The sequence below is a fragment of the Lacticaseibacillus sp. 53-4 genome (assembly GCF_016861805.1).
Taxonomy (GTDB): domain Bacteria; phylum Bacillota; class Bacilli; order Lactobacillales; family Lactobacillaceae; genus Lacticaseibacillus.
In genome coordinates this window covers 25,529-47,413 of the sequence record NZ_BOLT01000013.1, presented here as the reverse complement: position 1 = coordinate 47,413, position 21,885 = coordinate 25,529, and the positions used below count along the sequence as shown (strand labels likewise).

At 56.8% G+C, this 21,885-nt stretch carries 26 protein-coding genes; 2 read left to right on the top strand and 24 right to left on the bottom strand.

The genetic code is table 11. The annotated features are described in order from the left end of the window. Positions 1 to 9 precede the first annotated feature (9 nt). From JUF21_RS06800 to JUF21_RS06750, 11 genes are all read right to left on the bottom strand, one after another. Positions 10 to 1,719, bottom strand: a complete 1,710-nt coding sequence (locus JUF21_RS06800) for a proline--tRNA ligase (RefSeq protein ID WP_203623768.1) — start codon at positions 1,717 to 1,719, stop codon at positions 10 to 12. A gap of 18 nt (positions 1,720 to 1,737) precedes the next feature. Beyond that, complete coding sequence (gene rseP, locus JUF21_RS06795) at positions 1,738 to 2,979, bottom strand: RIP metalloprotease RseP (protein WP_203663643.1); 1,242 nt, start codon at positions 2,977 to 2,979, stop codon at positions 1,738 to 1,740. A gap of 26 nt (positions 2,980 to 3,005) precedes the next feature. After that, positions 3,006 to 3,800 (bottom strand): phosphatidate cytidylyltransferase, encoded by a 795-nt coding sequence (locus JUF21_RS06790; protein ID WP_203623766.1) that lies wholly within the window; start codon positions 3,798 to 3,800, stop codon positions 3,006 to 3,008. Between the two features lie 11 nt (positions 3,801 to 3,811). Beyond that, positions 3,812 to 4,549, bottom strand: a complete 738-nt coding sequence (locus JUF21_RS06785) for an isoprenyl transferase (protein WP_239061356.1) — start codon at positions 4,547 to 4,549, stop codon at positions 3,812 to 3,814. A gap of 162 nt (positions 4,550 to 4,711) precedes the next feature. Next, positions 4,712 to 5,269, bottom strand: a complete 558-nt coding sequence (gene frr / locus JUF21_RS06780; RefSeq protein WP_125754763.1) for a ribosome recycling factor — start codon at positions 5,267 to 5,269, stop codon at positions 4,712 to 4,714. 2 nt (positions 5,270 to 5,271) lie between these two features. Next, positions 5,272 to 5,991, bottom strand: coding sequence for a UMP kinase (gene pyrH, locus JUF21_RS06775; protein ID WP_203663641.1), 720 nt, complete (start codon positions 5,989 to 5,991; stop codon positions 5,272 to 5,274). A 120-nt stretch (positions 5,992 to 6,111) separates the two neighbouring features. Then, on the bottom strand, positions 6,112 to 6,987 hold the full coding sequence (tsf, locus tag JUF21_RS06770) for a translation elongation factor Ts (protein WP_203623763.1): 876 nt from the start codon (positions 6,985 to 6,987) through the stop codon (positions 6,112 to 6,114). 93 nt (positions 6,988 to 7,080) lie between these two features. After that, complete coding sequence (gene rpsB, locus JUF21_RS06765; RefSeq protein WP_125754766.1) at positions 7,081 to 7,884, bottom strand: 30S ribosomal protein S2; 804 nt, start codon at positions 7,882 to 7,884, stop codon at positions 7,081 to 7,083. Between the two features lie 184 nt (positions 7,885 to 8,068). Beyond that, positions 8,069 to 8,527: a GNAT family N-acetyltransferase gene (locus JUF21_RS06760; protein ID WP_164506124.1), complete on the bottom strand. Its 459-nt coding sequence runs from the start codon at positions 8,525 to 8,527 to the stop codon at positions 8,069 to 8,071. Further along, positions 8,514 to 8,798 carry a GIY-YIG nuclease family protein gene (locus JUF21_RS06755; protein WP_125754768.1) on the bottom strand — a complete coding sequence of 95 codons (285 nt, stop codon included), beginning with the start codon at positions 8,796 to 8,798 and terminating at the stop codon, positions 8,514 to 8,516. Before JUF21_RS06755 ends, JUF21_RS06760 begins: the two co-directional genes overlap by 14 nt. Next, a complete protein-coding gene (locus JUF21_RS06750) occupies positions 8,791 to 9,531 on the bottom strand; it encodes a tRNA1(Val) (adenine(37)-N6)-methyltransferase (RefSeq protein WP_203623762.1) in 741 nt (246 codons plus the stop codon). Before JUF21_RS06750 ends, JUF21_RS06755 begins: the two co-directional genes overlap by 8 nt. A gap of 96 nt (positions 9,532 to 9,627) precedes the next feature. Between JUF21_RS06750 and JUF21_RS06745 the strand changes: the two genes are divergently transcribed. Together JUF21_RS06745 and JUF21_RS06740 are read left to right on the top strand one after the other, a co-directional pair. Further along, entirely contained in the window at positions 9,628 to 10,281 is a 654-nt protein-coding gene (locus JUF21_RS06745; RefSeq protein ID WP_203623761.1) for a 1-acyl-sn-glycerol-3-phosphate acyltransferase, read from the top strand. Further along, on the top strand, positions 10,278 to 11,660 hold the full coding sequence (locus JUF21_RS06740; RefSeq protein WP_203623760.1) for an APC family permease: 1,383 nt from the start codon (positions 10,278 to 10,280) through the stop codon (positions 11,658 to 11,660). The genes JUF21_RS06745 and JUF21_RS06740 overlap by 4 nt, the downstream gene beginning before the upstream one ends. A gap of 54 nt (positions 11,661 to 11,714) precedes the next feature. Here the strand turns inward: JUF21_RS06740 and JUF21_RS06735 are convergent, their stop codons facing one another. The 13 genes from JUF21_RS06735 to rpsP form a co-directional block, all read right to left on the bottom strand. Then, positions 11,715 to 12,161 (bottom strand): GNAT family N-acetyltransferase, encoded by a 447-nt coding sequence (locus tag JUF21_RS06735; RefSeq protein ID WP_203623759.1) that lies wholly within the window; start codon positions 12,159 to 12,161, stop codon positions 11,715 to 11,717. 90 nt (positions 12,162 to 12,251) lie between these two features. Then, positions 12,252 to 12,956 carry an acetolactate decarboxylase gene (budA, locus tag JUF21_RS06730; RefSeq protein ID WP_203623758.1) on the bottom strand — a complete coding sequence of 235 codons (705 nt, stop codon included), beginning with the start codon at positions 12,954 to 12,956 and terminating at the stop codon, positions 12,252 to 12,254. 12 nt (positions 12,957 to 12,968) lie between these two features. Beyond that, positions 12,969 to 14,633, bottom strand: coding sequence for an acetolactate synthase AlsS (gene alsS / locus JUF21_RS06725; protein ID WP_203663639.1), 1,665 nt, complete (start codon positions 14,631 to 14,633; stop codon positions 12,969 to 12,971). A gap of 176 nt (positions 14,634 to 14,809) precedes the next feature. Further along, the gene (locus JUF21_RS06720; protein ID WP_239061433.1) at positions 14,810 to 16,597 is read right to left on the bottom strand and encodes an ABC transporter ATP-binding protein; all 1,788 of its coding nucleotides are present in this window, start codon (positions 16,595 to 16,597) and stop codon (positions 14,810 to 14,812) included. Continuing rightward, positions 16,590 to 18,356 carry an ABC transporter ATP-binding protein gene (locus JUF21_RS06715; RefSeq protein WP_203663630.1) on the bottom strand — a complete coding sequence of 589 codons (1,767 nt, stop codon included), beginning with the start codon at positions 18,354 to 18,356 and terminating at the stop codon, positions 16,590 to 16,592. Before JUF21_RS06715 ends, JUF21_RS06720 begins: the two co-directional genes overlap by 8 nt. Before the next feature lie 155 nt (positions 18,357 to 18,511). Then, positions 18,512 to 18,736, bottom strand: coding sequence for a YneF family protein (locus JUF21_RS06710; protein ID WP_125754776.1), 225 nt, complete (start codon positions 18,734 to 18,736; stop codon positions 18,512 to 18,514). A 68-nt stretch (positions 18,737 to 18,804) separates the two neighbouring features. Beyond that, positions 18,805 to 19,050, bottom strand: a complete 246-nt coding sequence (locus JUF21_RS06705; RefSeq protein ID WP_203623755.1) for a DUF896 domain-containing protein — start codon at positions 19,048 to 19,050, stop codon at positions 18,805 to 18,807. A 12-nt stretch (positions 19,051 to 19,062) separates the two neighbouring features. Beyond that, positions 19,063 to 19,233: a hypothetical protein gene (locus JUF21_RS06700; RefSeq protein ID WP_164506125.1), complete on the bottom strand. Its 171-nt coding sequence runs from the start codon at positions 19,231 to 19,233 to the stop codon at positions 19,063 to 19,065. 47 nt (positions 19,234 to 19,280) lie between these two features. Continuing rightward, on the bottom strand, positions 19,281 to 19,628 hold the full coding sequence (gene rplS / locus JUF21_RS06695; protein WP_125754778.1) for a 50S ribosomal protein L19: 348 nt from the start codon (positions 19,626 to 19,628) through the stop codon (positions 19,281 to 19,283). A 353-nt stretch (positions 19,629 to 19,981) separates the two neighbouring features. Next, a complete protein-coding gene (gene trmD, locus JUF21_RS06690) occupies positions 19,982 to 20,737 on the bottom strand; it encodes a tRNA (guanosine(37)-N1)-methyltransferase TrmD (RefSeq protein WP_203623754.1) in 756 nt (251 codons plus the stop codon). Further along, complete coding sequence (gene rimM / locus JUF21_RS06685; protein ID WP_203623753.1) at positions 20,727 to 21,245, bottom strand: ribosome maturation factor RimM; 519 nt, start codon at positions 21,243 to 21,245, stop codon at positions 20,727 to 20,729. The genes trmD and rimM overlap by 11 nt, the downstream gene beginning before the upstream one ends. 41 nt (positions 21,246 to 21,286) lie before the next feature. Next, complete coding sequence (locus tag JUF21_RS06680) at positions 21,287 to 21,541, bottom strand: KH domain-containing protein (RefSeq protein WP_125754781.1); 255 nt, start codon at positions 21,539 to 21,541, stop codon at positions 21,287 to 21,289. Positions 21,542 to 21,551: 10 nt separating this feature from the next. Further along, positions 21,552 to 21,827, bottom strand: a complete 276-nt coding sequence (gene rpsP, locus JUF21_RS06675; protein ID WP_125754782.1) for a 30S ribosomal protein S16 — start codon at positions 21,825 to 21,827, stop codon at positions 21,552 to 21,554. Positions 21,828 to 21,885: the final 58 nt, after the last annotated feature.

The window sequence follows — 21,885 nt, the reverse complement described above, 5'->3', positions numbered from 1 at the left end:
GAGATTATTTTATTCTGCGTGGTCAAGCAGGATCTTGAGCGAGGAAATCAGCTCCTCGGACTTGACCTCAAGGGTCTCACCTGACTTGCGCAACTTCAGCTCGACAATGCCATCCTCGGCTTTCTTACCGACAGTGACGCGCACGGGAATCCCGATGAGGTCGGAATCCGCAAACTTGACCCCTGGCCGCTCGTTGCGGTCATCGACCAGCACCGCGAAGCCTTCATCTTCCAGCTGCTTCGTGATCTTAGCCGTCAGATCGGCCTGCGCCTGCTTTTTCAAGTTGACGGGCACGACATGCACGTCAAATGGCGCAACGGCCCGCGGCCAAACCAGGCCGTGCTCGTCCAACGTCTGCTCAGCGATGGCCGACAGCAGCCGGGACACGCCGATACCGTAGGAGCCCATGATGATCGGCTTAGCGCGGCCGTTCTCATCGAGGAAGTTGGCCCCCATCGCCTCAGTGTACCGGGTCCCAAGCTTGAAGATATGACCGATTTCGATACCTTTGGTGAACTTCAGCACGCCTTGGCCATCAGGCGACACTTCGCCTTCCTTAACAAAGCGAATGTCCGCCGTTTGGTCAGCGGTGAAGTCGCGCCCAAGGTTGACGTTGATCAAGTGGGTGTTGGCCTTGTTCGCCCCGGCGACCAGGTTGACGAGTCCCGTCAAACTGTTATCGGCAATGACCTGAACATCCTCCGGCGCGTTGACCGGCCCGATGTTGCCGATTTCGGCGTGCATGTACTGCTGCACCTGCTCTGGGGTGGCCATGTCGAGGTAATCCGCGTTCAGCAGGTTCTTGAGCTTGACGTCGTTGACTTCGTAGTCACCGCGAACCAGTGCCAGCACCGGCTTTTCGTCGGCGATGAACAAGACCGCCTTGATCAGCTTGCTTGCCGGCACCTTCAGGAACTCGGCGACCTCGGTGATGGTTTTGGCGTCCTTCGTGTCAACCGGGGCCAGCGGGGCGGCGTCTTCGTGCGTGGTGGCCGGCACATTCATGCTGGTGGCCATTTCCAAGTTAGCCGCATAATCGGATGAATCAGAATAAACAATCGTATCCTCACCGATATCCGCGATGGCCGAAAACTCTTTGGAATCTTTGCCGCCCATCGCGCCACCGTCGCCGACAATCGCGCGGAAGTTTAACCCCAACCGGTTGAACACGTTGGTGTAGGCCTTTTCCATCTGGGTATAAATGGTGTCCAGATCCTCGGTGTTCGCGGTGAAGGAATAAACGTCCTCCATGATGAACTCACGCGAACGCAGCAGGCCGTAGCGTGGGCGATCCTCATCGCGGTACTTGGTCTGGATTTGGTACAGCACCAGCGGCATCTTCTTGTAGGAGTTCAAATCGTTGCGAACCAGGTCCGTGAAGGTCTCCTCGTGCGTCGGGCCCAAAATGAAGTCGCGGTCGTGGCGATCCTTCAGCTTGAACAGATTTGGCCCGTAAGTTTCGTAGCGGCCGGATTCTTGCCAGAGCTCAACCGGCAGCAAACTTGGCATCTGCATTTTGACGGCGGAAATCTTGCTCATTTCGTCGTCGATCACGGCCTCAATTTTTTGCAAGACTCGCTCCGCCAACGGCAGGTAGGCATACGCCCCGGCCGCCACCTGGCGGATGAAGCCGGAGCGCAACATCATCTGGTGCGATTTGGCCTCAGCAGTACTGGGGACTTCTTTTTCAGTGGGAATAAACATTCGAGATTGTTTCATGACTTTCCTCCAAAGGGTTTAAAAACTGCGCATGATGTCGTTGATGGTCACCGCAATGATCAACGCGAACATCAGCCCGGCGCCGATCAATGTGATCACGCCTTCGTGCTCCTGCTTGAGCGGCTTGCGCCGAATGGCTTCAAGCAGGTTGAGTACAAGTTTGCCGCCGTCGAGCACGGGGATCGGAATCAGGTTCATGATCCCCAGGTTGACCGACAGGCCGCCTAAAAACAGGATCAGGTTCATCGGCCCGCCCTTGGCCGCGGTGGCCGTCATCGTGTAGATGCCGACCGGGCCCGCAAGCTGGTTCAGGGAGAAATGCCCCGTGACCATTTGCGCCAGAACATGGAAAATCCCGGTGACATAAGCCCAGGTCGTGGTGAAGCCGGACTCGATCGCCGCCATGGGGGCCTTAGTCGTTTTGGCGTAAACCCCGATGGTCCCGTCGCTGGTGGGCCGAATCATCAGCTTCTGCGTCTTCCCCGCCTTAGTCGCCACCAGCGTGGTGGTGCGCCCGCGGTACTGGGCCACGGCACCTTGAATATCGTCAAACGCCGCGATCTTATCGCCGCCGATCGACACGATGCGCGAATCAGCCTTCAGCCCTGCGGCCGCGGCCGGTGAATTCGGTTCGATTTTGCCGATTTGGTTGGTGTTGGTCACCGCGACGCCGTTGACCAGCGCCACGCCGATGAACACCACGATTGCCAGCAGAAAATTATTCATTGGCCCGGCAAAATTGACCAGCATGCGTTTCCAGAGCTTGGCATTTTGGAACTGCACGTCATCCGGGGCGATAATGACCTCGGTGCCGTCTTCCTCGATGATGGTCGCGTCGTGATCGACGGACCAGGTTTTCAGCTCGGACTCATCGCCGTTTTCGTAACCGACAACGGTCAGGTCATGCTGCAGATCTACCTTGTCGACTTGGACCGGGATGCCGCCTTGGAGCGTGGTTTTGCTCGACAGGTTGATCCGCTCAACGACGTTTTGGTCGTTGACCTCAATGGCGAGCATGGTGCCTGGCTTGATCTCGTCGTCTTCGTCCTGCCAGCCCGCCATGCGGACATAACCGCCCAAAGGCAGCAGGCGGAGCGTGTACGTCGTGTGATTCTTGTGCCAAGCGACCAGCTTGGGGCCCATGCCAATGGAAAATTCCCGCACTAAAATGCCGGACCACTTGGCAAAAATGAAGTGTCCAAATTCGTGCACAAGCACAAGAATCACAAAGACGACCAAGAATTCAATAATTGTTGTCATAGACGCTCCTTACTGTGCGACTGCGGTTAAAGAATGCCAAAGAAGTGAATCATCGGCATCACGAGCAGCATGCTGTCGAACCGATCCAAAATACCGCCGTGACCCGGCAGAATCTTGCCCGAGTCCTTAACGCCGTAGTAACGTTTCAGCGCCGACTCAATCAAATCGCCAAGACTGCCGATAATCGACAGTGCCAGCGCGATGCCCATCATCGGCCAGAAGCTGTACGCCTGCGGGAAAAAGTTCAGGTAAATCGCCGCGAAGATCAGCGCCGTCACGTTGCCGCCGATGCTGCCTTCCCAGGTTTTATTGGGGCTGATGGCCGGCCAGAGCTTGTGCTTGCCGAACGCCCGGCCGCAGAAATACGCACCGGAGTCCGTCAGCCACACGATCAGCATCGCGAACAACAAGGTATCAAGCCCGCCGTTCGGATCGTTGCGCAGCATGATGAAGTAGTGAAAGCCTGTCCCAATGTAAAAAATCGACAAGGCAGACACGGCGACGTCGTCATAGCTGGTTTTGTTCTTGCTGGCTACCGTGTTTAACAGCAGCAGGACCACAAACAGGTAGATGATGTCGAGGCGGGAGATGTACGCCGGCAGCCACTTGAGCATGCTGTCCGGCACCGCCACTGCCAACACGCCCAGCGCCGAAATGAGAAAATCAAACGAGACAATGATTTTCTTGCGCATGATGAACACTTCTGACAGTGCGATGACCGCCAGCGCACACCCAGCTAGTTCGATCCACCAACCGCCAAGGATGAGAATCGGAATAAAGATGATCAGCGCGACGACTGCGGTAATGATTCGTTGTTTCATAACACCCTCCGTTAACTTTTCAACCCGCCAAAGCGGCGGTCACGTGCCTGGTATTCCGCGATGCATCGTTCGAGGACAGCCCCAGTGAAGTCAGGCCAGTACGTATCGGTGAACACCAGCTCGGAATAGGCCAACTGCCACAGCAAAAAGTTGGATAACCGCTCTTCGCCACTGCTGCGAATCAGCAGGTCGGGATCGGCCAAGGCCCCCAGGTGGCGCGTCATCAGATGATCGGCAACCACCTGTGCGTCGATCTGCTCCGGGTCAAGCTGACCGCTTTTAGCTTCCTGAGCCATGGTGCGAGCAGCTTGCACCAGCTCGTCGCGGGCGCCGTAGTTCAGCGCAAAGTTCAGGATCATCCCGGTATTTTGCGCCGTGTCAGCCATCGCGTCTTTCGCCGCTTTACGCGTCTTTGCGGGCAGGGCATCCAGCTCGCCCATCACCTGCACGCGCACGTTTTCGGCGATCAGCTCCGGCATAAACGTGCCGAAGAAATCGACCGGCAGGCGCATTAAGTAGGACACCTCGCTGGTTGGGCGCTTCCAGTTCTCCGTTGAAAAAGCATAAAGCGTCAACACTTTGACCCCGAGGCGACTTGCCGCCTTGGTGATCGTTTTGACGACCTCCATGCCTTGCTTATGACCCGCCACGCGCGGCAGGTGTCTGGCCTTGGCCCAGCGCCCGTTGCCATCCATGATGATGGCGACGTGCGCCGGAATCCGCGTGGGATCAAGTGGTTGATTTGCCAACAAAAAGTCCTCCATCGTGAAACTAGTCACATCTCACGTATTGTAGCAGAAATCCCGCGGTCAAAAAAGCCGGCCAGGTTGCAACCCGCCACCTGCACCGGCAGTGGTGCGCTTAGTCGACATTGAAAAACCCGCGGCAAACCCGCGGGCAAAGGCCGGTGATTAGCCTTCCTTGATTTCTTCTTCTTTTTCGGCTGCGATGGCTTCGATCCGCTTGGCGGAATCGTCGGTCACCTTTTGCACGTCCTTTTCACCGCGGTGCAGGTCATCTTCGGTGATGTCGCCGGCCTTTTCCTGCTTCTTCAGCTTGTCCAAGGCGTCGCGCCGAATGTTGCGGATCGCGATCTTGGCTTCTTCCTGGAACTTGCCAACTTCCTTGGCAATCTCCGCGCGGCGCTCACCGGTGAGCTGCGGCACGACCAGCCGGATGGCATTCCCGTCGTTGGCCGGGTTGATGCCCAGGTCAGACGCGTTCAGCGCGGCCTCGATATCCTTCAAACTGGATTTATCGTAAGGCGTCACCAGCAAGACCCGGGCTTCTGGCACCGTGATCGCGGCGATCTGGTTGAGCGGCGTCTTGGTGCCGTAGTACTCAACCTCGATCCGGTTGAGCAGACTGGCATTGGCGCGCCCAGCCCGAATGGTACCGAGCTGGCGAGACAGTGCTTCTTCAGACTTCTTCATTGACGCCTTGGCGTCATCAATAATTTGGTTCGCCATGATTAGTCCTTTCCTTGGATCGTTGTGCCAATGTGTGCACCTTCAACGACCTTCTTGATGTTGTCTGGATCATTCAAATTAAACACGACCAGCGGGATGTCATTGTCCATCGACAAGGTGCTGGCGGTGGAATCCATCACGTTCAGCCCTTTGGTAATGATGTCCATGTGACTGAGGTGATCAAACTTCTTCGCGCTGGCATCCTTGTTCGGATCCGCAGAGTAGACCCCGTCGACCCCGTTTTTCGCCATCAGGATGGCGTCAGCGCCGATTTCGGCAGCGCGCAGGGCCGCCGTCGTGTCGGTGCTGAAGTATGGGTTCCCGGTGCCCCCGGCGAAAATGACGACGCGGCCTTTTTCCAGGTGCCGAACCGCCTTCCGCCGAATGTACGGCTCAGCAATTTGGCGCATCTCGATGCTGGTCTGCACGCGCGTTGGCACCCCAAGGTTTTCCAAACTGTCTTGGAGGGCCAGTCCGTTCATCACCGTGGCCAGCATCCCCATGTAGTCTGCCTGCGCCCGTTCCATGCCCATGGCCGCACCAGTCTCGCCGCGCCAGATGTTGCCACCGCCGCAAACGATGGCGATCTGCACGCCCATGTCGTGAACCTGCATGATCTGCTCGGCGATCAGCTTAATGACCGGGGGCTGTATTCCCGCACCGGTTTCGCCGCCAAGCGCCTCGCCGGAAACTTTCAGTACAATGCGTTTGTATTTGATCATGAGTGTTGTCCCTTCTTGAATTGCTGTTACTAGTTTACCATACCAGGCCGGGCCTTGCCCTAACGAGCACGACCTGCAGTCGAAAAAAGGCCACGCACTAGGCGTGACCCATAAAAGAAACTAGTCCTTGATTTGACCCATGACTTCATCAACGAAGTTATCTTGCTTCTTTTCGATGCCTTCGCCGACTTCGTAGCGGACAAAGCCCTTGACGGTTGCGCCCTTGCTCTTCGCGTATTCGGCAACGGTCTTGTCGGAGTCCTTGACGAATTCCTGGTCGACCAGTGAGATCTCAGACAGCCACTTGTTCACGCGGCCTTCAACGATCCGCGGCACGATTTTTTCCGGCTTGCCTTCGTCAACGGTTTCCTTGGTGAAGAGGTCGGTTTGCTTCTTCAGCTCATCGGCCGGCACCTGGGTGCGATCCAGGTACTGCGGGTTGATGGCCGCCACGTGCATCGCAATGTCGTGGGCCGTTTCGTCGTCGCCGCCTTCGATGGTGACCAGCGCTGCGACTTGGCCGCCGTTGTGCAGGTAGGCACCGAAGTGGTCGCCGTCGTTCTTTTCAACCACCGTGAAGCGGCGCAGGTCGATCTTTTCGCCGATGACTGCGGTCAGCGCCTTGGCTGCTTCGTCAACGGTCTGGCCGTCAACGTCCAGCTTAAGAGCGGCATCCATGTCGGCCGGCTTGCCGGCAGCAATGGCCTTGGCAACACCGTTCACCAGGTTCTGGAACTTGTCGTTGGACGCTACAAAGTCGGTTTCTGAGTTGACTTCGATGATGGCTGCGGCGTTGCCGTCAACGGTAATGGCAGTCAGACCTTCGGCGGCGATGTTGCCCGCCTTTTTCGCAGCCTTGGCCAAGCCCTTTTCGCGCAGGACGTCGATCGCCTTGTCCATGTCGCCATCGGCAGCAACCAGCGCCTTTTTCGCATCCATCATGCCGACCTGAGTACGGTCACGCAGTTCCTTGACTTGCTTTGCGGTAATAGCCATTTCTTGAATTCCTCCTAAAATTTGTTTTAAAAAAGCCGCCTGCGCCTGCAATTGCTGCAAAGCACAGACGGCTGAGTCTAACTGACGATTTAATTATTCGGCGTCAGGCTTCGTGTTGTCGCCTTCAACGGCGTTCACGATGTCTTCGATCGAATCGGCCTTCGGGGCGTCGTCTGCTGGCTGTTGGTCAGCATCGGCGTCTTCAGCCTGATCTTCGCCCTGCTTGCCTTCGATGATGGCATCTGCCATCGTCGCGGTGATCAGGCGAACGGCCCGGATCGCGTCATCGTTAGAAGGAATGATGACATCGATGTCGTCCGGATCAGAGTTCGTATCTACCATCGCAACGATCGGGATGTTCAGCTTTTGTGCTTCCTGAACGGCGATCTTTTCCTTGCGTGGGTCAACGATGAAGATCACGTCTGGGATGCGAGGCATGTCTTCGATCCCGCCGAGGAACTTCTCAAGCTTGGCCTGAGACTTCTTGAGCAGGGAAACTTCCTTCTTCGGCAGCTTGTCGAAGGTGCCATCGGTGGCCATCTTCTTGATGTCCTTGAGGCGCTTGATCCGCGTCTGGATGGTGTTCCAGTTGGTCAGCGTGCCGCCAAGCCAACGGTGGTTGACGTAGTACTGGCCGGCGCGAGTGGCCTCTTCTTGGATGGCATCCTGTGCCTGCTTCTTGGTGCCGACGAACAGGAACACACCGTTGTCAGCGGCCTCTTCCTTGACGAAGTTGTAGGCATCGTCGATCATCTTGACCGTCTTCTGCAGGTCGATAATGTAAATCCCGTTGCGTTCCGTGAAGATGAATGGCTTCATCTTTGGATTCCAGCGACGGGTCTGGTGACCGAAGTGGACACCAGCTTCAAGCAGTTGCTTCATGCTTAATACAGACATGTGTAGTCCTCCATATGGTTTTATTCCTCTCAGAGGCGTCAACTCGCTGTGCCACTTCTCCCGAAGCACCGGCACCACGATCTTCCCCTGATGTGGGTTGTGTGTTTTTCACACTTAAAATATTATACAGAGAAAGCCGGCGCGGTGCAACTTAATTCGGCAAAAGTCTCTTTGTGCGCGGCGCTCATGGTTGTGCGACATGGTAAACCGCCATCGGATCATTGCCGTCTTTCATTTCTACCGGCACAAACCCATGTGCTTGATACAAGCGAGCTGCGACAAGATTGGCCTGATCATAGCTGAGCACGATGTCCACCACATCCCACTGCCGGCTGATCAATCTTTTGAGCAGCTCCAAGAAGCGGCTGCCCAGCCCTTGCCTTTGATACGGCGCGGCAATCATGAACCGGTCCAGCCAGATGTAACGTTCTTCCCGATTGTAGGCGCCAATCATTGCGAACCCCACTGGGGTGTCGTCAGCGACCAATAGAAATGGATGCCAGTCAAAGCGCCGGTCCTGCTGGACTTCTGAAAGCGACTGCGCATTGGTTTCAATCATTTGGCGCTGGCTGGGATCGACGGTCAGCGCGATTGCAAGCGGCGCATTCTTCGGAGTCACTGGCACAATTTTAAGCGTGGCCATCGTCAGACTCCTCCCAATGAACATCATGCGCGCTTAAAAACGCTTCTTTGGCCGCGCGGCTCTGGTGCTTAAAGTGCCACTCGGCCGAAAGCGCATCATGTTCATCCGCAAACCCCTCCGAATAAAGCAGGCGGACAGGGCGGCGCGCTTTGGTGTACTTGGCCCCCTTACCTGCATTATGCGTCGCCACCCGCGCAGTCACATCCGTCGAGTAGCCGCCGTAAAACGTCCCGTCGGCGCACAGCAGGACGTAGAAAAAGTATTTAGCCATAAAGTAAGTGCTGCACCTCTTCCCCATATTGCCCATCTGGCCCGTAGACCACCAGCGGCGGCAAAATTCGCATCCCCGCCGGCTTGCCAGAACGAATCCCTTCCAGCAGTACCATGTTAGCCTCGCGGTCCGCCTTGGGGTGAATGAACCGCACGCGCTTAGGGGCAAGGTCCGCGGCCGCCATGGTTGAGAGCAATTCTTCAAGCCGCTCCGGTCGGTGCACGAAAAACGCCTTGCCCTGATACTTCAGCAGTCCCGCCGCAGTTTCACAGACGGTGTGGAAGTTGGTGGTCAGCTCGTGGCGGGCCAGCGCCAGGTGGTCGTTCGGGTTGGTCAGCGACTGATCGGTCACCTTGAAGTATGGGGGATTGCAGGTCACCACGTCGACCGAATCTTTGGGCACGATTTGCGCGGCGTCTTTGAGGTCGCGCTGGTGCACGTCAACGTTTCTCAGGTCGTTGAGCTGCACACTGCGCTGCGCCATGTCGGCGAGCCTAGGCTGCAGCTCGATCAGCGTCACCTGATTGGTTGTCCGGCGCGCAACGAACAGGCCCACCGCGCCGTTGCCGGCCGCCAAATCCACCACGCGGCTGCGGCGTTTGACCTGCGCAAACCCCGCCAGCAGCACCGCGTCCAGTGAAAAGGCAAAGACGCATGGGCTTTGGATGATGCGAATGCCCACGCCTTGCAGCACGTCGATCCGTTCGTCTGGTTCCAATGTGACTTCACTCATGCCTGCGCCTCCTGCTAACGCCCTTAAGTGTTTGTGGTATAATTTATCGAACAATATCCTAGCCGCAAGCGGCATTTTATGGAAGGAATGAACTTCATGTTTTATTCATTCATCCGCTGGGTCGTGCGGGTCCTTGTCCTGCTGATCAACGGCAACACGCATTATGAAAATAAACAGGTGCTGCCAGATGGGCCATACGTGCTCGTCGGCCCCCACCGGACCTGGTGGGACCCGATCTTCTTCGCCTTGGCCGGCAGCCCGCGCAAGTTCTCGTTCATGGCCAAAGAAGAACTCTTCAAGAATCCTATTTTACGCTGGATCATGAACCATGCCAACGCTTTTCCGGTCAACCGCGCTAATCCCGGGCCAAGTACCATCAAGGTCCCGGTGCGGACACTAAAAGAAGGCAAGCTCGCGGTGATGATTTTCCCATCAGGCTCCCGCTACTCGCAGCAGCTCAAGGGCGGCGCGGTGCTGATCGCCAAGTTGGCGAAAGTGCCTATCGTGCCGGCGGTCTACCAAGGCCCGGTCAAGTTCTCGCACATTTTTCTGCGCAAGCGGATCACGGTGCGGTTTGGGGACCCCATCACGGTCCCTAGTGGCCGCGTGACGGATGAATTGACCGCGCAAGTCGGCGAGCAGATGCAGCAATCCTTTGACGCCATTGACAAGGCCATCGACCCGACCTTCAAGTACGTGCCGGATCAAAAGAAGTACTTAGCCGAAAAGGAGGCTGGCAAGGTCAAATGAATAAACCGAGTTTTTGGCAGCGCATCACGCACAAGCCGGATGTGGAAAGTACCCTGAATGCTGACCACCAGCTGGCGCGCACGCTGACCACCCGAGACCTGATCGCCTTGGGCATCGGGGCCGTGATTGGCACCGGGATCTTCATTTTACCAGGCACGGTCGCCGCGACGACTAGTGGGCCAGCCATCACGCTGGCCTTTGTTTTGGCCGCGGTGGTCTGCTCTCTGGCGGCGATGTGCTACGCCGAGTTTGCCTCGGCTTTGCCCGTGGCCGGCTCCGCCTACGCATACGGCAGCATTGTGTTCGGCCAGCTGGTGGGCTGGGTGATCGGCTGGGCGCTGATCCTCGAGTACATGCTGGCGGTGGCCGCGGTGTCAACCAGCTTCTCCGCCTACTTTGCCAGCCTCATCAGCGGCTTTGGCTGGCACCTGCCCCAGGCGCTCAGCGGCGCCTTTGACCCGGCTCATGGCACCTACATTAACCTCATTGCGGTGCTGGTCATTCTGCTGATCGGCGGCATGCTGTCACGCGGCATGAATACCTCAATGGCCGTCAACCGCGCGATGGTCCTGGTTAAGCTTCTCATCATCGGCATTTTCGTCATCGTCGGGGCCTTTTACATCAAGCCGGTCAACTGGCACCCGTTTATGCCGTTTGGCGTCAAGGGCATCTTGGCCGGCGCCTCGCTCGTGTTTTTCGCCTATCTGGGCTTTGATGCCGTCTCCGCCAGTGCCCCTGAGGTGAAAAAGCCGCAAAAAACGCTGCCGCGCGGCATCATTGGCACGCTGATCATCGCCACCGTGCTGTACGTGCTGGTCGCCATTGTGCTGACTGGCATGGTCAAGTACACCCACCTCAACGTGGCCGACCCGGTATCCTTTGCGCTGAACTTCATTCATCAGCCGCAGCTGGCCGGGATCATTGCCATCGGCGCGCTGGCCGGCATGTTCACGATGATGGTCACCATGATCTACTCAAGCTCGCGCCTGGTGTACGCGATTGGCCGCGATGGCCTGCTGCCCAAGTGGTTCGGCGAGGTCCAGCAGCAGCTGCCGCGCCACGCCCTGACCACCGTCACCCTGATCATCGCAGTGCTCGGCGGCTTGGTGCCGCTGACCCAGCTCGTCAATTTGGTTAACATCGGGACCCTGATTGCCTTTGCCATTGTCAGCCTCGGCATCCTGCCGCTGCGCAAGCACGAGCAGATCCACAACCCGGGGTTCAAGGTCCCCGGGTACCCGGTCATCCCGATCGTCTCGTTTCTGTTCTGCCTCCTTTTGATGAGCCAGCTATCAAAAGAAACCTGGCTGATGAGCCTGGCCTGGTTCGGCGTTGGTCTTCTGATCTACTTCGGCTACGGCTACCGCCATGGCAAATAAATAGCGCAGCTTTCACTGCGCCGCATGCGTCCGCCAATTCGTTGGCGGGCGTTTTTAGTCGGTCAAATCGCGGTCGTAATGAATCCAGCCGCTTTCCCGCTGACCCAGCTGATCATACAGCGGCTGGGCGGCCGCATTCGTGGTGCGAGTCTGCCAACTCACGTGTTTGGCGCCGTGCTGACGGCCCCAGACAAAACTAGCGGTCATCAGCTGGCGCGCGATGCCGTGCCTGCGAAACTGCGCAGCCACGAACACATCGTTGATGATCACTTGTGGCGCCAAATCCCGCGTATTCTGGGTCACGTACAGCAGCGCAAAGCCCACCACCTGACCGCCTTGTTCGGCCACCAGCAGCCCGGCTTGCTGGTTGGCCAGGCGCTCCTTGAGAAACCCAAGCATCCGGTCGTCGTCAAATTCATGGGGCACCGTGCTGGTCTGGTAATAATCATGAAACAGGCTGACCACCTTTGGCAGATCAGCGACAGTCGCAACTCGAATCATCGGCATGCCCTCCTTTGTTTAACTCCCTTATACCTGAACCCGGCGCCAAAAGCAAAAACCACCAACTGACGAGTTGATGGTTTTGACCAATTAGTGTTCAGCTTTAGTGATGTCTGCAAGCAAATCCCCGTCGAGATCGGCCTGCAGGAATTCCCGATCGGCAGTTGGCAGGTGCAGCTGCACATCACTGAAGACCTGCGTTGCCAGATCGCCGGCGGCACCGGCAAAATCGAGCACATGCCCGCCGAAGTCATGGGCGTCGCTGAGAAAATGCAGGTGGAACCCTGGTGAGGCCATCCCCGCGTACAGCTGCGGTGACCAGTACCCCATCAAGGTGCCGGTCACCTGGTCGCGGCTGAACACGGCCTGATCTGCCGCAGTGGCGGCCAGCCCTGGGAATGGGCGGTGCTGGGCCTTGACCGCGCGAGTCGTCATGTGGTCAAAAGTCCCATGCAGCGATACCGCGGCAAACAGGTTGCGCGTGCCGATTTGACTCAGCATGGTCGCCTCGGCCGCTTGAGCGGTTTCGGCCGTCACCGGGCTTGAGACGCCGAACGCCGCAAAATGGACATTGGCGAACGGGACCTCCCCATCAGTGATGACGACGACTTGCCCCGAAGCCTGCACCTGGTACACAGTCCCGGCTAAGATGATCAGTTCCCCATTCAAGCCGGTCAGTGTGCCGATGCCAAAGTCACCATGGTTCAAGAGTTCGCTGAGCTTCTGGGTCCCGTTTAATAATCCGGGCACCAGCACCCCAAGCGTGCCGTGCTGATACAAAATATCTGTTTTCATGACGACGTCTCCTTAGAATTGATCGGCCAGCATGGCTTCACCCAGCTTGGGGTTGTCCGCGTAGTCGACAGGGATATCGACGATCACTGGGCCATCTGTCGCAAATGCCTCATCCAGGACAGCGCCGAGCTGATCCGGCCGCTCGACGCGCAGCCCCTTAGCCCCGAAACTTTCGGCGTACTTCACAAAGTCCACGGGACCAAAATCGACACCTGCCGCCTGGCCGTACTTCATTTCCTCCTGAAACTTGACCATGTCGTAATGCCCGTCGTTCCAGATCACGTGAACCAGGTTGGCGTGCAGGCGCACGGCTGTTTCCAGCTCCATGGCCGAGAAGAGAAAACCACCGTCACCGGACACTGAGACGGCCTTTTCGCCGGGCCGCACCAGCGTCGCAGCGATGGCCCATGGCAGCGCGACCCCCAGCGTCTGCATCCCATTTGAGAAAAGCAGGCGGCGCGGTTCGTAGCTGCGGAAGTGCCGCGCCATCCAGATGTAATGCGAGCCAACATCGACGGTCACTGTCATGTGATCCGTGACGCGAGCCTGCAGCGCGGCGACAATGCTCAGCGGGTGCACGCGGTTGCCGGTTTCGACCGGCGGCACATCACTGGCCTTCAGCTGCCCCTGAAGGTCCTCCAAGTAGCGCTGGGAGCCCGGTGCGACATGATAGCCGCGCACCTGCGGGATCAGCAGCTCAAGGGTCTGGGAAATGTCGCCGACTAGTTCCTCGATCGGCTGAAAATGCTGATCAAGTTCGCTTTCCTGTGAGTCGATAACCACGATTGAAGCCTTGCCATCGGCGTTCCAGTTACGCGGCTCGTACTCGACCGGGTCATACCCGATGGCGACCACTAAGTCGCTGCGCTGAAGCAGCTGGTCGCCCGGTTGGTTGCGGAACAAACCCACGCGGCCGAAGAAGTTGGCCTCCTGGTCGTGTGACACAATGCCCGCGCCTTGGAAGGTCTCGACGACCGGAATGGCCGCCGTCTTCAGCAAATCGCGCACCGAATCGGTGACGTCTTGGGCAGACGCGCGCATGCCCAGCAGCAGCACCGGCAGCTCGGCTTCCTTGATGCGCCGCGCCAAATCGACCATGTCGTTGAGCGACGCCGGACCAAGCTTCGGTTTTTCACTAACGGCCAGTGCCGACTTCTCTGTTTCCGCATCCGTCACGTCCTGCGGAATCGAGATGAAACTGGCCCCTTGCTTACCGGATGCCGCCGTGCGCCAGGCGTTGGCCATCAGTTCGGAAATGTTGTCGACGTCCTGGACTTCCGCCGAGTACTTGGTGATTGGCGCAAACATCTCCGCGTTGCGCATGCTTTGGTGGGCGGAGCGCAGCAGATCCTTGCGCTGAACCTGACCGGACAGTGCCAATACGGGATCACCTTCGGCCGTTGCGGTGACCAGGCCGGTCGCCAGGTTCGCCGCCCCGGGCCCGGAAGTGGTCAACACCACGCCAGGGTCGCCGGTCATCCGGCCGACTGCCGCTGCCATGAAGGCCGCGTTTTGTTCGTGGCGCGTCACGATCAGCTTGGGGGTGTCCTGTGCGACTGGGTGTTCCAACCGCTCAAACACGCGGTCGATTTTCGCACCGGGAATCCCGAAAACAAAGGGAACATGATGATTGATCAGGCTTTCGACGACAAGGTCGGCCCCAAAACGTTTGGACATGGCGAAGACTTCCTTTCAAAATGTCTGTTTCAAACAATATCACATCTGTTTCATAATGAAAAGCAAATTTTTCTGGAATACTGTACTATCAGTATTAGCGTGTGACATTTTTATTTTGTATCTGTGCAACTTGGCAAAAACAAAAGGGTGCCGCGACTAATCGCAGCACCCTTATTCTATTCCGTCTTCGAACCGTTTTGCAGCTCATACATATCGTAGTACCGGCCGTGCTTGGCCAGCAGTTCCTCATGTGTGCCCCGTTCAATGATGCGACCGGCGTCAAGCACCAGGATCAAGTTGGCGTCTTGAATCGTTGACAAGCGGTGCGCGATGGCAATTGAGGTCCGGCCCTTGCGCAGCCGCCGCAGCCCCTCCTGAATCAGGGCTTCGGTTTCCGTATCGATATTCGCGGTGGCTTCATCCAGTACCAGAATCTTTGGATCAGTCACAATGGTCCGAGCAAACGACAAGAGTTGGCGTTCGCCACTGGAGAACTGCGCCCCGCCTTCAATCACGCGGGCGTGGTACTTGTTCGGCAACTTCTCGATAAAGGAGTCGGCCTGCACGAACTTAGCCGCCGCCTCGACCTGCTCATCGGTGATGTTTTCGTTAAACAGCCGAATGTTTGAGGAGATGTCCCCATAGAACATGAACGAATCCTGCAGGACCAGACCCAGCTTCTGCCTCAGCTCTGTCATTGGATACTCGCGGATGTCCTTGTCATCGATCAGGATCTCCCCAGTGCCGAACTCGTAGAAGCGCATCATCACGTTAATGATCGAGCTCTTCCCGGACCCGGTGTGCCCGACCAGCGCGACGGTTTCGCCGGGATTGGCGACGAAGCTGATGTCGTGCAGGATGTCATGCTTGCCATCATAGGCAAAGGACACGTGCCGAAACTCGATTTTGCCCTGCGTGATGGTGGCGCTGGCGCCAGGATTCTGCGCCGGCGCGTACTCCGTTTCATCCAAAATATGGAAAATCCGGCTGCCCGCTACGATCCCGTCCTGCAGCGAGGACAGCGAATCCATCATGTTCGTCATCGGGTTGAAGAAGTTCGCGACATACTGCGTGAACGCGTAAACGACCCCGGCTTTGACCACGACGTCCATTGACATCGCGCCAAACGCCCACAGCACAACAACCAGCCCCAAGCTGTACAGCAGGTTGATGATCGGCGACAGCAGCAGCGAATTGGTCTTGATCATCGCGTTGCGGGTCTCCAAGTAATCGTTGTTGGTGGTTTCAAATTCCTTGGTGATCCGGTTTTCCTGCCGGAACTGCTGAATGATGCCGATGCCTTCGATCGACTCGTTCAGTTTAGTGTTCAGCTCAGACAGCTTCTCGCGCATGTGGCGGTAAACCTTCGAGCTGTACTGACTGTAATACCAAATGGCAAAAATCAGCAGCGGCATGAAGGCCAGCACGTACAGCGCGATGCGGGGGCTGAGCGTCCACATCGCGATAAAGCTGGAAATCACCGAGAACATGCCGACGATCACAGACAAAATGACGTTCCAAAAATCGGCCAGCGTCATCGTGTCGTTGGTGACGCGGCTGACGATCGACCCGGCCGGGACCTGGTCGAAGTACCGCATCCCCAGCGTGTGCAGCTTTTTGAACAGCGCCCGGCGAACGTCCTCCAGGCCGCGCTCGGCGCCCATTTGAAAGGCGAAGTTCTGCAGGAACTGAAACAGCCCTTTCATGACCGTCCCAAACGCGTAAACGACCGCAAAAATCAGGATGATCTGGACCGTGGCGCTCTTGTTGGTCAGGTACTTATCCATGAAGACCTGCAGCACATACGGCAAGGCGATGTTCATGCCCGCCAGCAAAGCCGCGCCGACCAGCGCGCCGGTGAACTGCTTCCAGTACTTCTTGGTGTAGCTCATCAAGCGGCCAAAAATGTGGACCTGCTCGCGCACCGGAATGCTCTTGGACCATGCACTTTGATATTTAGCCAAGGGTCTCACCTTCAATCTTGGTTTCGATTTCGCCTTGCAGCTCCTGCTTGGCCCACATCTCGGCGTACCAGCCGTCGTTCTTCAGCAGCTCCTCATGCGTGCCGCGCTCAATCACGTGGCCGTCTGCCAGAACCAGAATCTGGTTGGCGTGCATGACCGAGCTCAGCCGCTGGGCTGCAATGATGGTCGTCTTGTTTTGCCGCTCCTGCTTCAGGTTGTGCAGGATCTCGGCTTCCGTCTTCGCGTCGACCGCAGACAGTGAATCATCGAGGATCAAGAGCTCCGGCGTCGTAATGACCGCCCGGGCAATCGCCAGACGCTGCTTTTGCCCGCCTGACAGGCTGACCCCACGCTCGCCAACCAGGGTGCCATACCCTTCGGTGAAGTCGAGGATGTCGTTGTGCACGGCACTTTCGCGGGCAGCTTCTTCCACTTCTTCCTGCTGCTTATCAAACGAGGAGAAGCGAATGTTGTCGGCAACGGTCGTGGAGAACAGGAAGTTATCCTGCGGCACGTAGCCAATCGAATCCAGCAGCGCATCAAGCGTGTATTCCTTGATGTTGTGGCCGCCGAAGTCGATCTCGCCGTCGTAGTTGTCAAACTCGCGCAGCAGCAGCTTGAAAATCGTGCTCTTGCCGGCGCCGACGCGGCCGACAATCCCGAGGGTCTCCCCTTCCGGCAAAGTAAAGTGGACGTTGACCAGTGTTGCGTGATCGTCATCCGGGTAGCTAAACTTGTTGACCTTGAACCGCAGGTCGCCGTGCGCCGGCGTCGAAATCGCGTCCGGGGCCTCGATGATGGCACTCTTTTCGCGCAGCAGACTCACCACGCGGTCATAGGAGGCGTTCCCGCGCTCCAGCACGTTGAACAGCCGGCCAATGGCAAACATCGGCCACACCAGCGCAGAGACATAAGACACAAACGAAACCAGCTGGCCAATGGTGATGGCTGAGCTCATGACCAAATTGCCACCATAAATAATAGTGATGATATACGTGATGCCCATGATCAAGCTGGTGGTGGGGTCGAACAACGAATCGATGAAGTTGACCCGCTTGTTGATGCTGATGGTTTTGTCAACGATCTTGTCGAAGTCTTCGGTATCTTCTTTATCCTGACCAAACGTCTTGATGACCTTGATCCCAGAAATCGACTCCTGGGTCTTGTCGTTCAGGCGCGAAAAGGCGGCCTGGGACCGCGAGAACTCGCGATGCAGGCGCATGCCGAGCTTGCGGGCCATGATGGCCAGAAGCGGCATCGGCAAAATTGCGAGCAGCGTCAGGCGCCAGTCGACGAACATGATCATGGCGACGATGGTGGTCGAGCCGGTAATGATCGAATCAAATAAGGTCAAGATTCCGGCCCCGGCGACGTTTTGAATCGCGTTCAAGTCGTTGGTCGCGTGGGCCATGAGGTCCCCAGTGCGGTGGCGCTGGTAGAACGTGGCATCCATTTTCATGAAGTGCCAGAACAAACGAGAACGCAAGGTTTTTTCGAGCTTGGCTGCACCGCCCCAAATCGCCGTGCGCCAGCCGTAGCGGAACACATACTGGCCGACGCCGGCAAACACCAGCAGCCCCAGCATGAAGAACAGCTTCGCGGACGTCAATTGGTGCCCATCCATCAAATCGATCAGGCTGCCGATCACGCGCGGCGGGATCAAGTTGACCAAGGCAACCAGTAGAAGGAAGACCACCCCGAATAAATACCTTCGCCATTCCTCTTTAAAATACCAACCCAATTTCTTAAAAATACCCATTACAAGCAGCCCTCCTCAAAAACGCACTGCCTGAAAATTATATGATTAAATGATAAGAATTTGCAAGTGAATCCGTGAGAAATCGCGGCCGCGCGCCAAAAGAAAAACGGCCAGTCAAAAATTGACCGGACCGTTTCCAAGTCTGACGCCAAAGCCTACTTCTTGTTGGCTTTCTTCTGTTGCTGCTTCATCTGCGCCATCATCTGGTTGAGTTTCTTCTGGGATGGCTTTTGCCCCATCGACATCATCATGCTCTGCAGCATTTCCTCATTGACAGGAGGATTGTCTTGGAAATATTTCTTCATATATGCGCGGGCCCCGAAGAACCCGGCTACGGCGCCGGCCAAAAGGCCAACGACCAGCCCAATTGCGAACATCATCTCAAATTCCCCCCTTCATGTGAGATTCAACTCTCTCATTGTACAAAACGCTTGGATTGATTGAAAGCCTAATCTTTACGCAACCCGCGTTTTCTTTGCAGCTCGCGGACCTTCTTGGGCGTAATTTCATGCCCTTGCTTATCGAAAAACTGGGTCGTCTCAAGTTGGTCGGCAAACCCGGCGCGAAAATCACGCAGGTAGGCTTCACGCAGCTGTTTGCGCTCCGCTTTTTCCTCGTCGGTCAACCCCTCAGCCTTCGCCTTGTGGGCCAGCTCGTTGATCCGGTCAATGCGTTCTTGTGGTTGTTGTGCCATGCTGCTCACCTCTTAATTCAGATGCAGGATCTGCTGCTGATAGCCACTCGGCTCCTCACCGGGGAACGGGGCCTGCTGGATCATGTGCAGGTAATCCGCCGCGCGCGATGGCGAGGAGAAGGCCTTGATCAGCCGAAAAGTCGTGGCTTGTTGATAGTAAATGACAGTGATGATTTTTTCCATAGTTCCTCCGCGGCATCAAAAAAGGCCGCAACTGCGGCCTTCTCGGATTAACGGCGCTTCTCTTTGATCCGCGCAGCCTTCCCACGGAGTGCCCGCAGGTAGTAAAGCTTTGCCCGACGGACTTGGCCGTGACGGACAACGTCGATCTTCTCCACACGTGGGGTGTGAAGTGGGAACGTCCGCTCAACGCCGACGCCGTTCGAAATCTTACGAACGGTGTACGTTGCACTAACGCCAACGCCGCGGCGCTTGATTACAACGCCTTCAAACAGCTGAACACGTTCGCGGTCGCCTTCGACGATCTTCGCGTGAACGCGAACCGTGTCGCCAGGCCGAAAGTCTGGGATATCGGTGCGCAGCTGGGACTTGGTGATTTCTTCAATTAATGGGTTCATCAGAACTGCTCCTTTGTCGACATTCTTAAGCATCCCGCCCAGCGGAACATCGTTGTTATGTGAGTTATCACAAGTTGTAATTCTAGCATAGTGGCCTAGCGGTGTAAAGAAAAAATGTTGACGAGCCTAGAGTTAAGGCCGTGGGCTGCGCCTGAGAGGCTCCGAGAAAAATGGCTGGCGACGCGAAGCTAGAGCAGTGGCCCCGCTTCGAGCCTCGCAAGCGAGTCTCTCATTCGAGGCAAATTGTAGGCGGTAAACCGCCAACAATTTTTTCACTGCTGAGCCATTTTTCTCTCCGCCCCTCAGCCTTGCCTACTCCAGCCAGTTTCAAACTCAACTTATCCGAACAATACTTAGTCTGGCTCGTCTGTATACTTGGTTCGCTCCTCGCGCTTTACCTCACGCAAGAGCTTTTGCGCCTTTTTGTCGAGGTCAGCGTGCTCCAGCAGGTCTGGCCGGCGCTGCAAGGTGCGGCGGAGGGATTCCTTCAGGCGCCAGTCATCGATTTTGCCGTGGTCGCCGTTTTGCAGGACGAACGGGACGTCCATGCCGCGGAAGCTTGGCGGACGCGTGTATTCTGGGTACTCCAAGAGGTTGTTCTCAAAACTGTCGGTCGGGGCGCTTTCCGCGTTGCCCAGCACCCCTGGCAGCAGCCGTGCAATGGCATCGATCATCACCATCGCCGGCAGTTCGCCGCCGGTCAGGATGAAGTCACCCAGGCTATACTCGTCGGTCACCAGACTGCGGATGCGCTCGTCGTAACCCTCGTAGTGGCCGCAGATGAAGACCAGGTGATCCTCCTTGGCGAGCTTTTTAGCCTCGCTTTGGTTGAACGTTTTACCTGCTGGATCGAGCAGGATGACCCGTTTGTTGCCCGGGTGAGCCGCGTTGATGTCATCCATCGCCTCAAAGATCGGCTCCGGCTTCAGCAGCATGCCCGCCCCGCCGCCGTACGGGGTATCGTCAACATGGTGGTGCTTGTCATGGGAGTACTGGCGAAAATCGGTCACCTTAAACTGCAGCAGGTCCTTTTCCAAGGCCTTGCCGATCATGCTTTGCGTCAGCGGCGCAAACATGTCCGGAAAAATGCTTAGCACATCAATCCGCATCGTCGATCAACCCCTCTGGCACGTCTACGTGAGCCACTTTGGCATCCAGATCGATGCGCAGCACCACGCTCTTCAGAAACGGCAGCAGGACGTCTGGCTTGCCCGGCCGCGGAATCACCCAAACGTCATTCGCGCCAGGGCTGAGGATCTCGCTGACCTGACCGAGCGTGGCGCCTGTTTGGTCGATCACGGTCAGCCCGATAATGTCGTGGTAGTAGTATTCGCCTTCAGAAAGATCTTGCACGTCCGCATCGGCCACGCCAAGGGCCAGCCCCTTAAAGCGCTCAACGTCATTGATGTCGTCGAACTCCTTGAGCTTCAGCAGGTACATCGCCTTTTGCTTGCGCGCGCCGGCCACCGTGACCGTCAGCGGCGTTTTGGCTTCAATGACCAGCTGGCTGCCAGGGGCGAAGCGCTGCTCCGGAAAATCGGTGACGGGCATGACCTTCAGCTCGCCCTTGATGCCATGCGTGTTAACGATTTTACCGACCGTGTATAACTCTGCCATAATTCCTCCTTATCAAAAAAGACCGGCATCCGCCGATCTTTTTACGCTTCTGAATGCGAGGCATCCAAAATGTTCAGCCGCACGCGCTTGTCGTACGGGGATTTGACCGCATAGACAATGGTGCGGATCGCCTGCGCGACCCGGCCGCCTTTGCCGATGACTCGACCAACATCGTCCGGGTCAACGCTCAAATCGAACGCCATGTACTCGGCAGTTTCGTGCCGCGTAATCTCAATGGCGTCTGGATGTGTGACTAATGGCGTCACGATTGCTTTGATCAGCGCTGTGATGTCCACTGATTAACGCCTACTTCTTGGTGAAACGAGCTTCGTGATACTTCTGCATGATGCCGTGCTTAGCAAGCAAGGTGCGCACTGTGTCGGAAGGCTGAGCGCCCTTCTGCAACCATGCCAAGATCTCGTCGTCGTCCAGCTTCAAATCAACTGGGTCTGAGAGTGGGTTGTAGTAGCCAACGGATTCGATAAACCGACCATCACGTGGGGACCGTGAGTCCGCGATGACAACGCGATAGAAAGGCTTAAGCTTGGAACCCATCCGCTTCAAACGAATTTTTACTGCCATTAAGTACACCTCCTGTAAATTTCTCAACTTCAAAATCATAGCAAAGAATACTTGACGT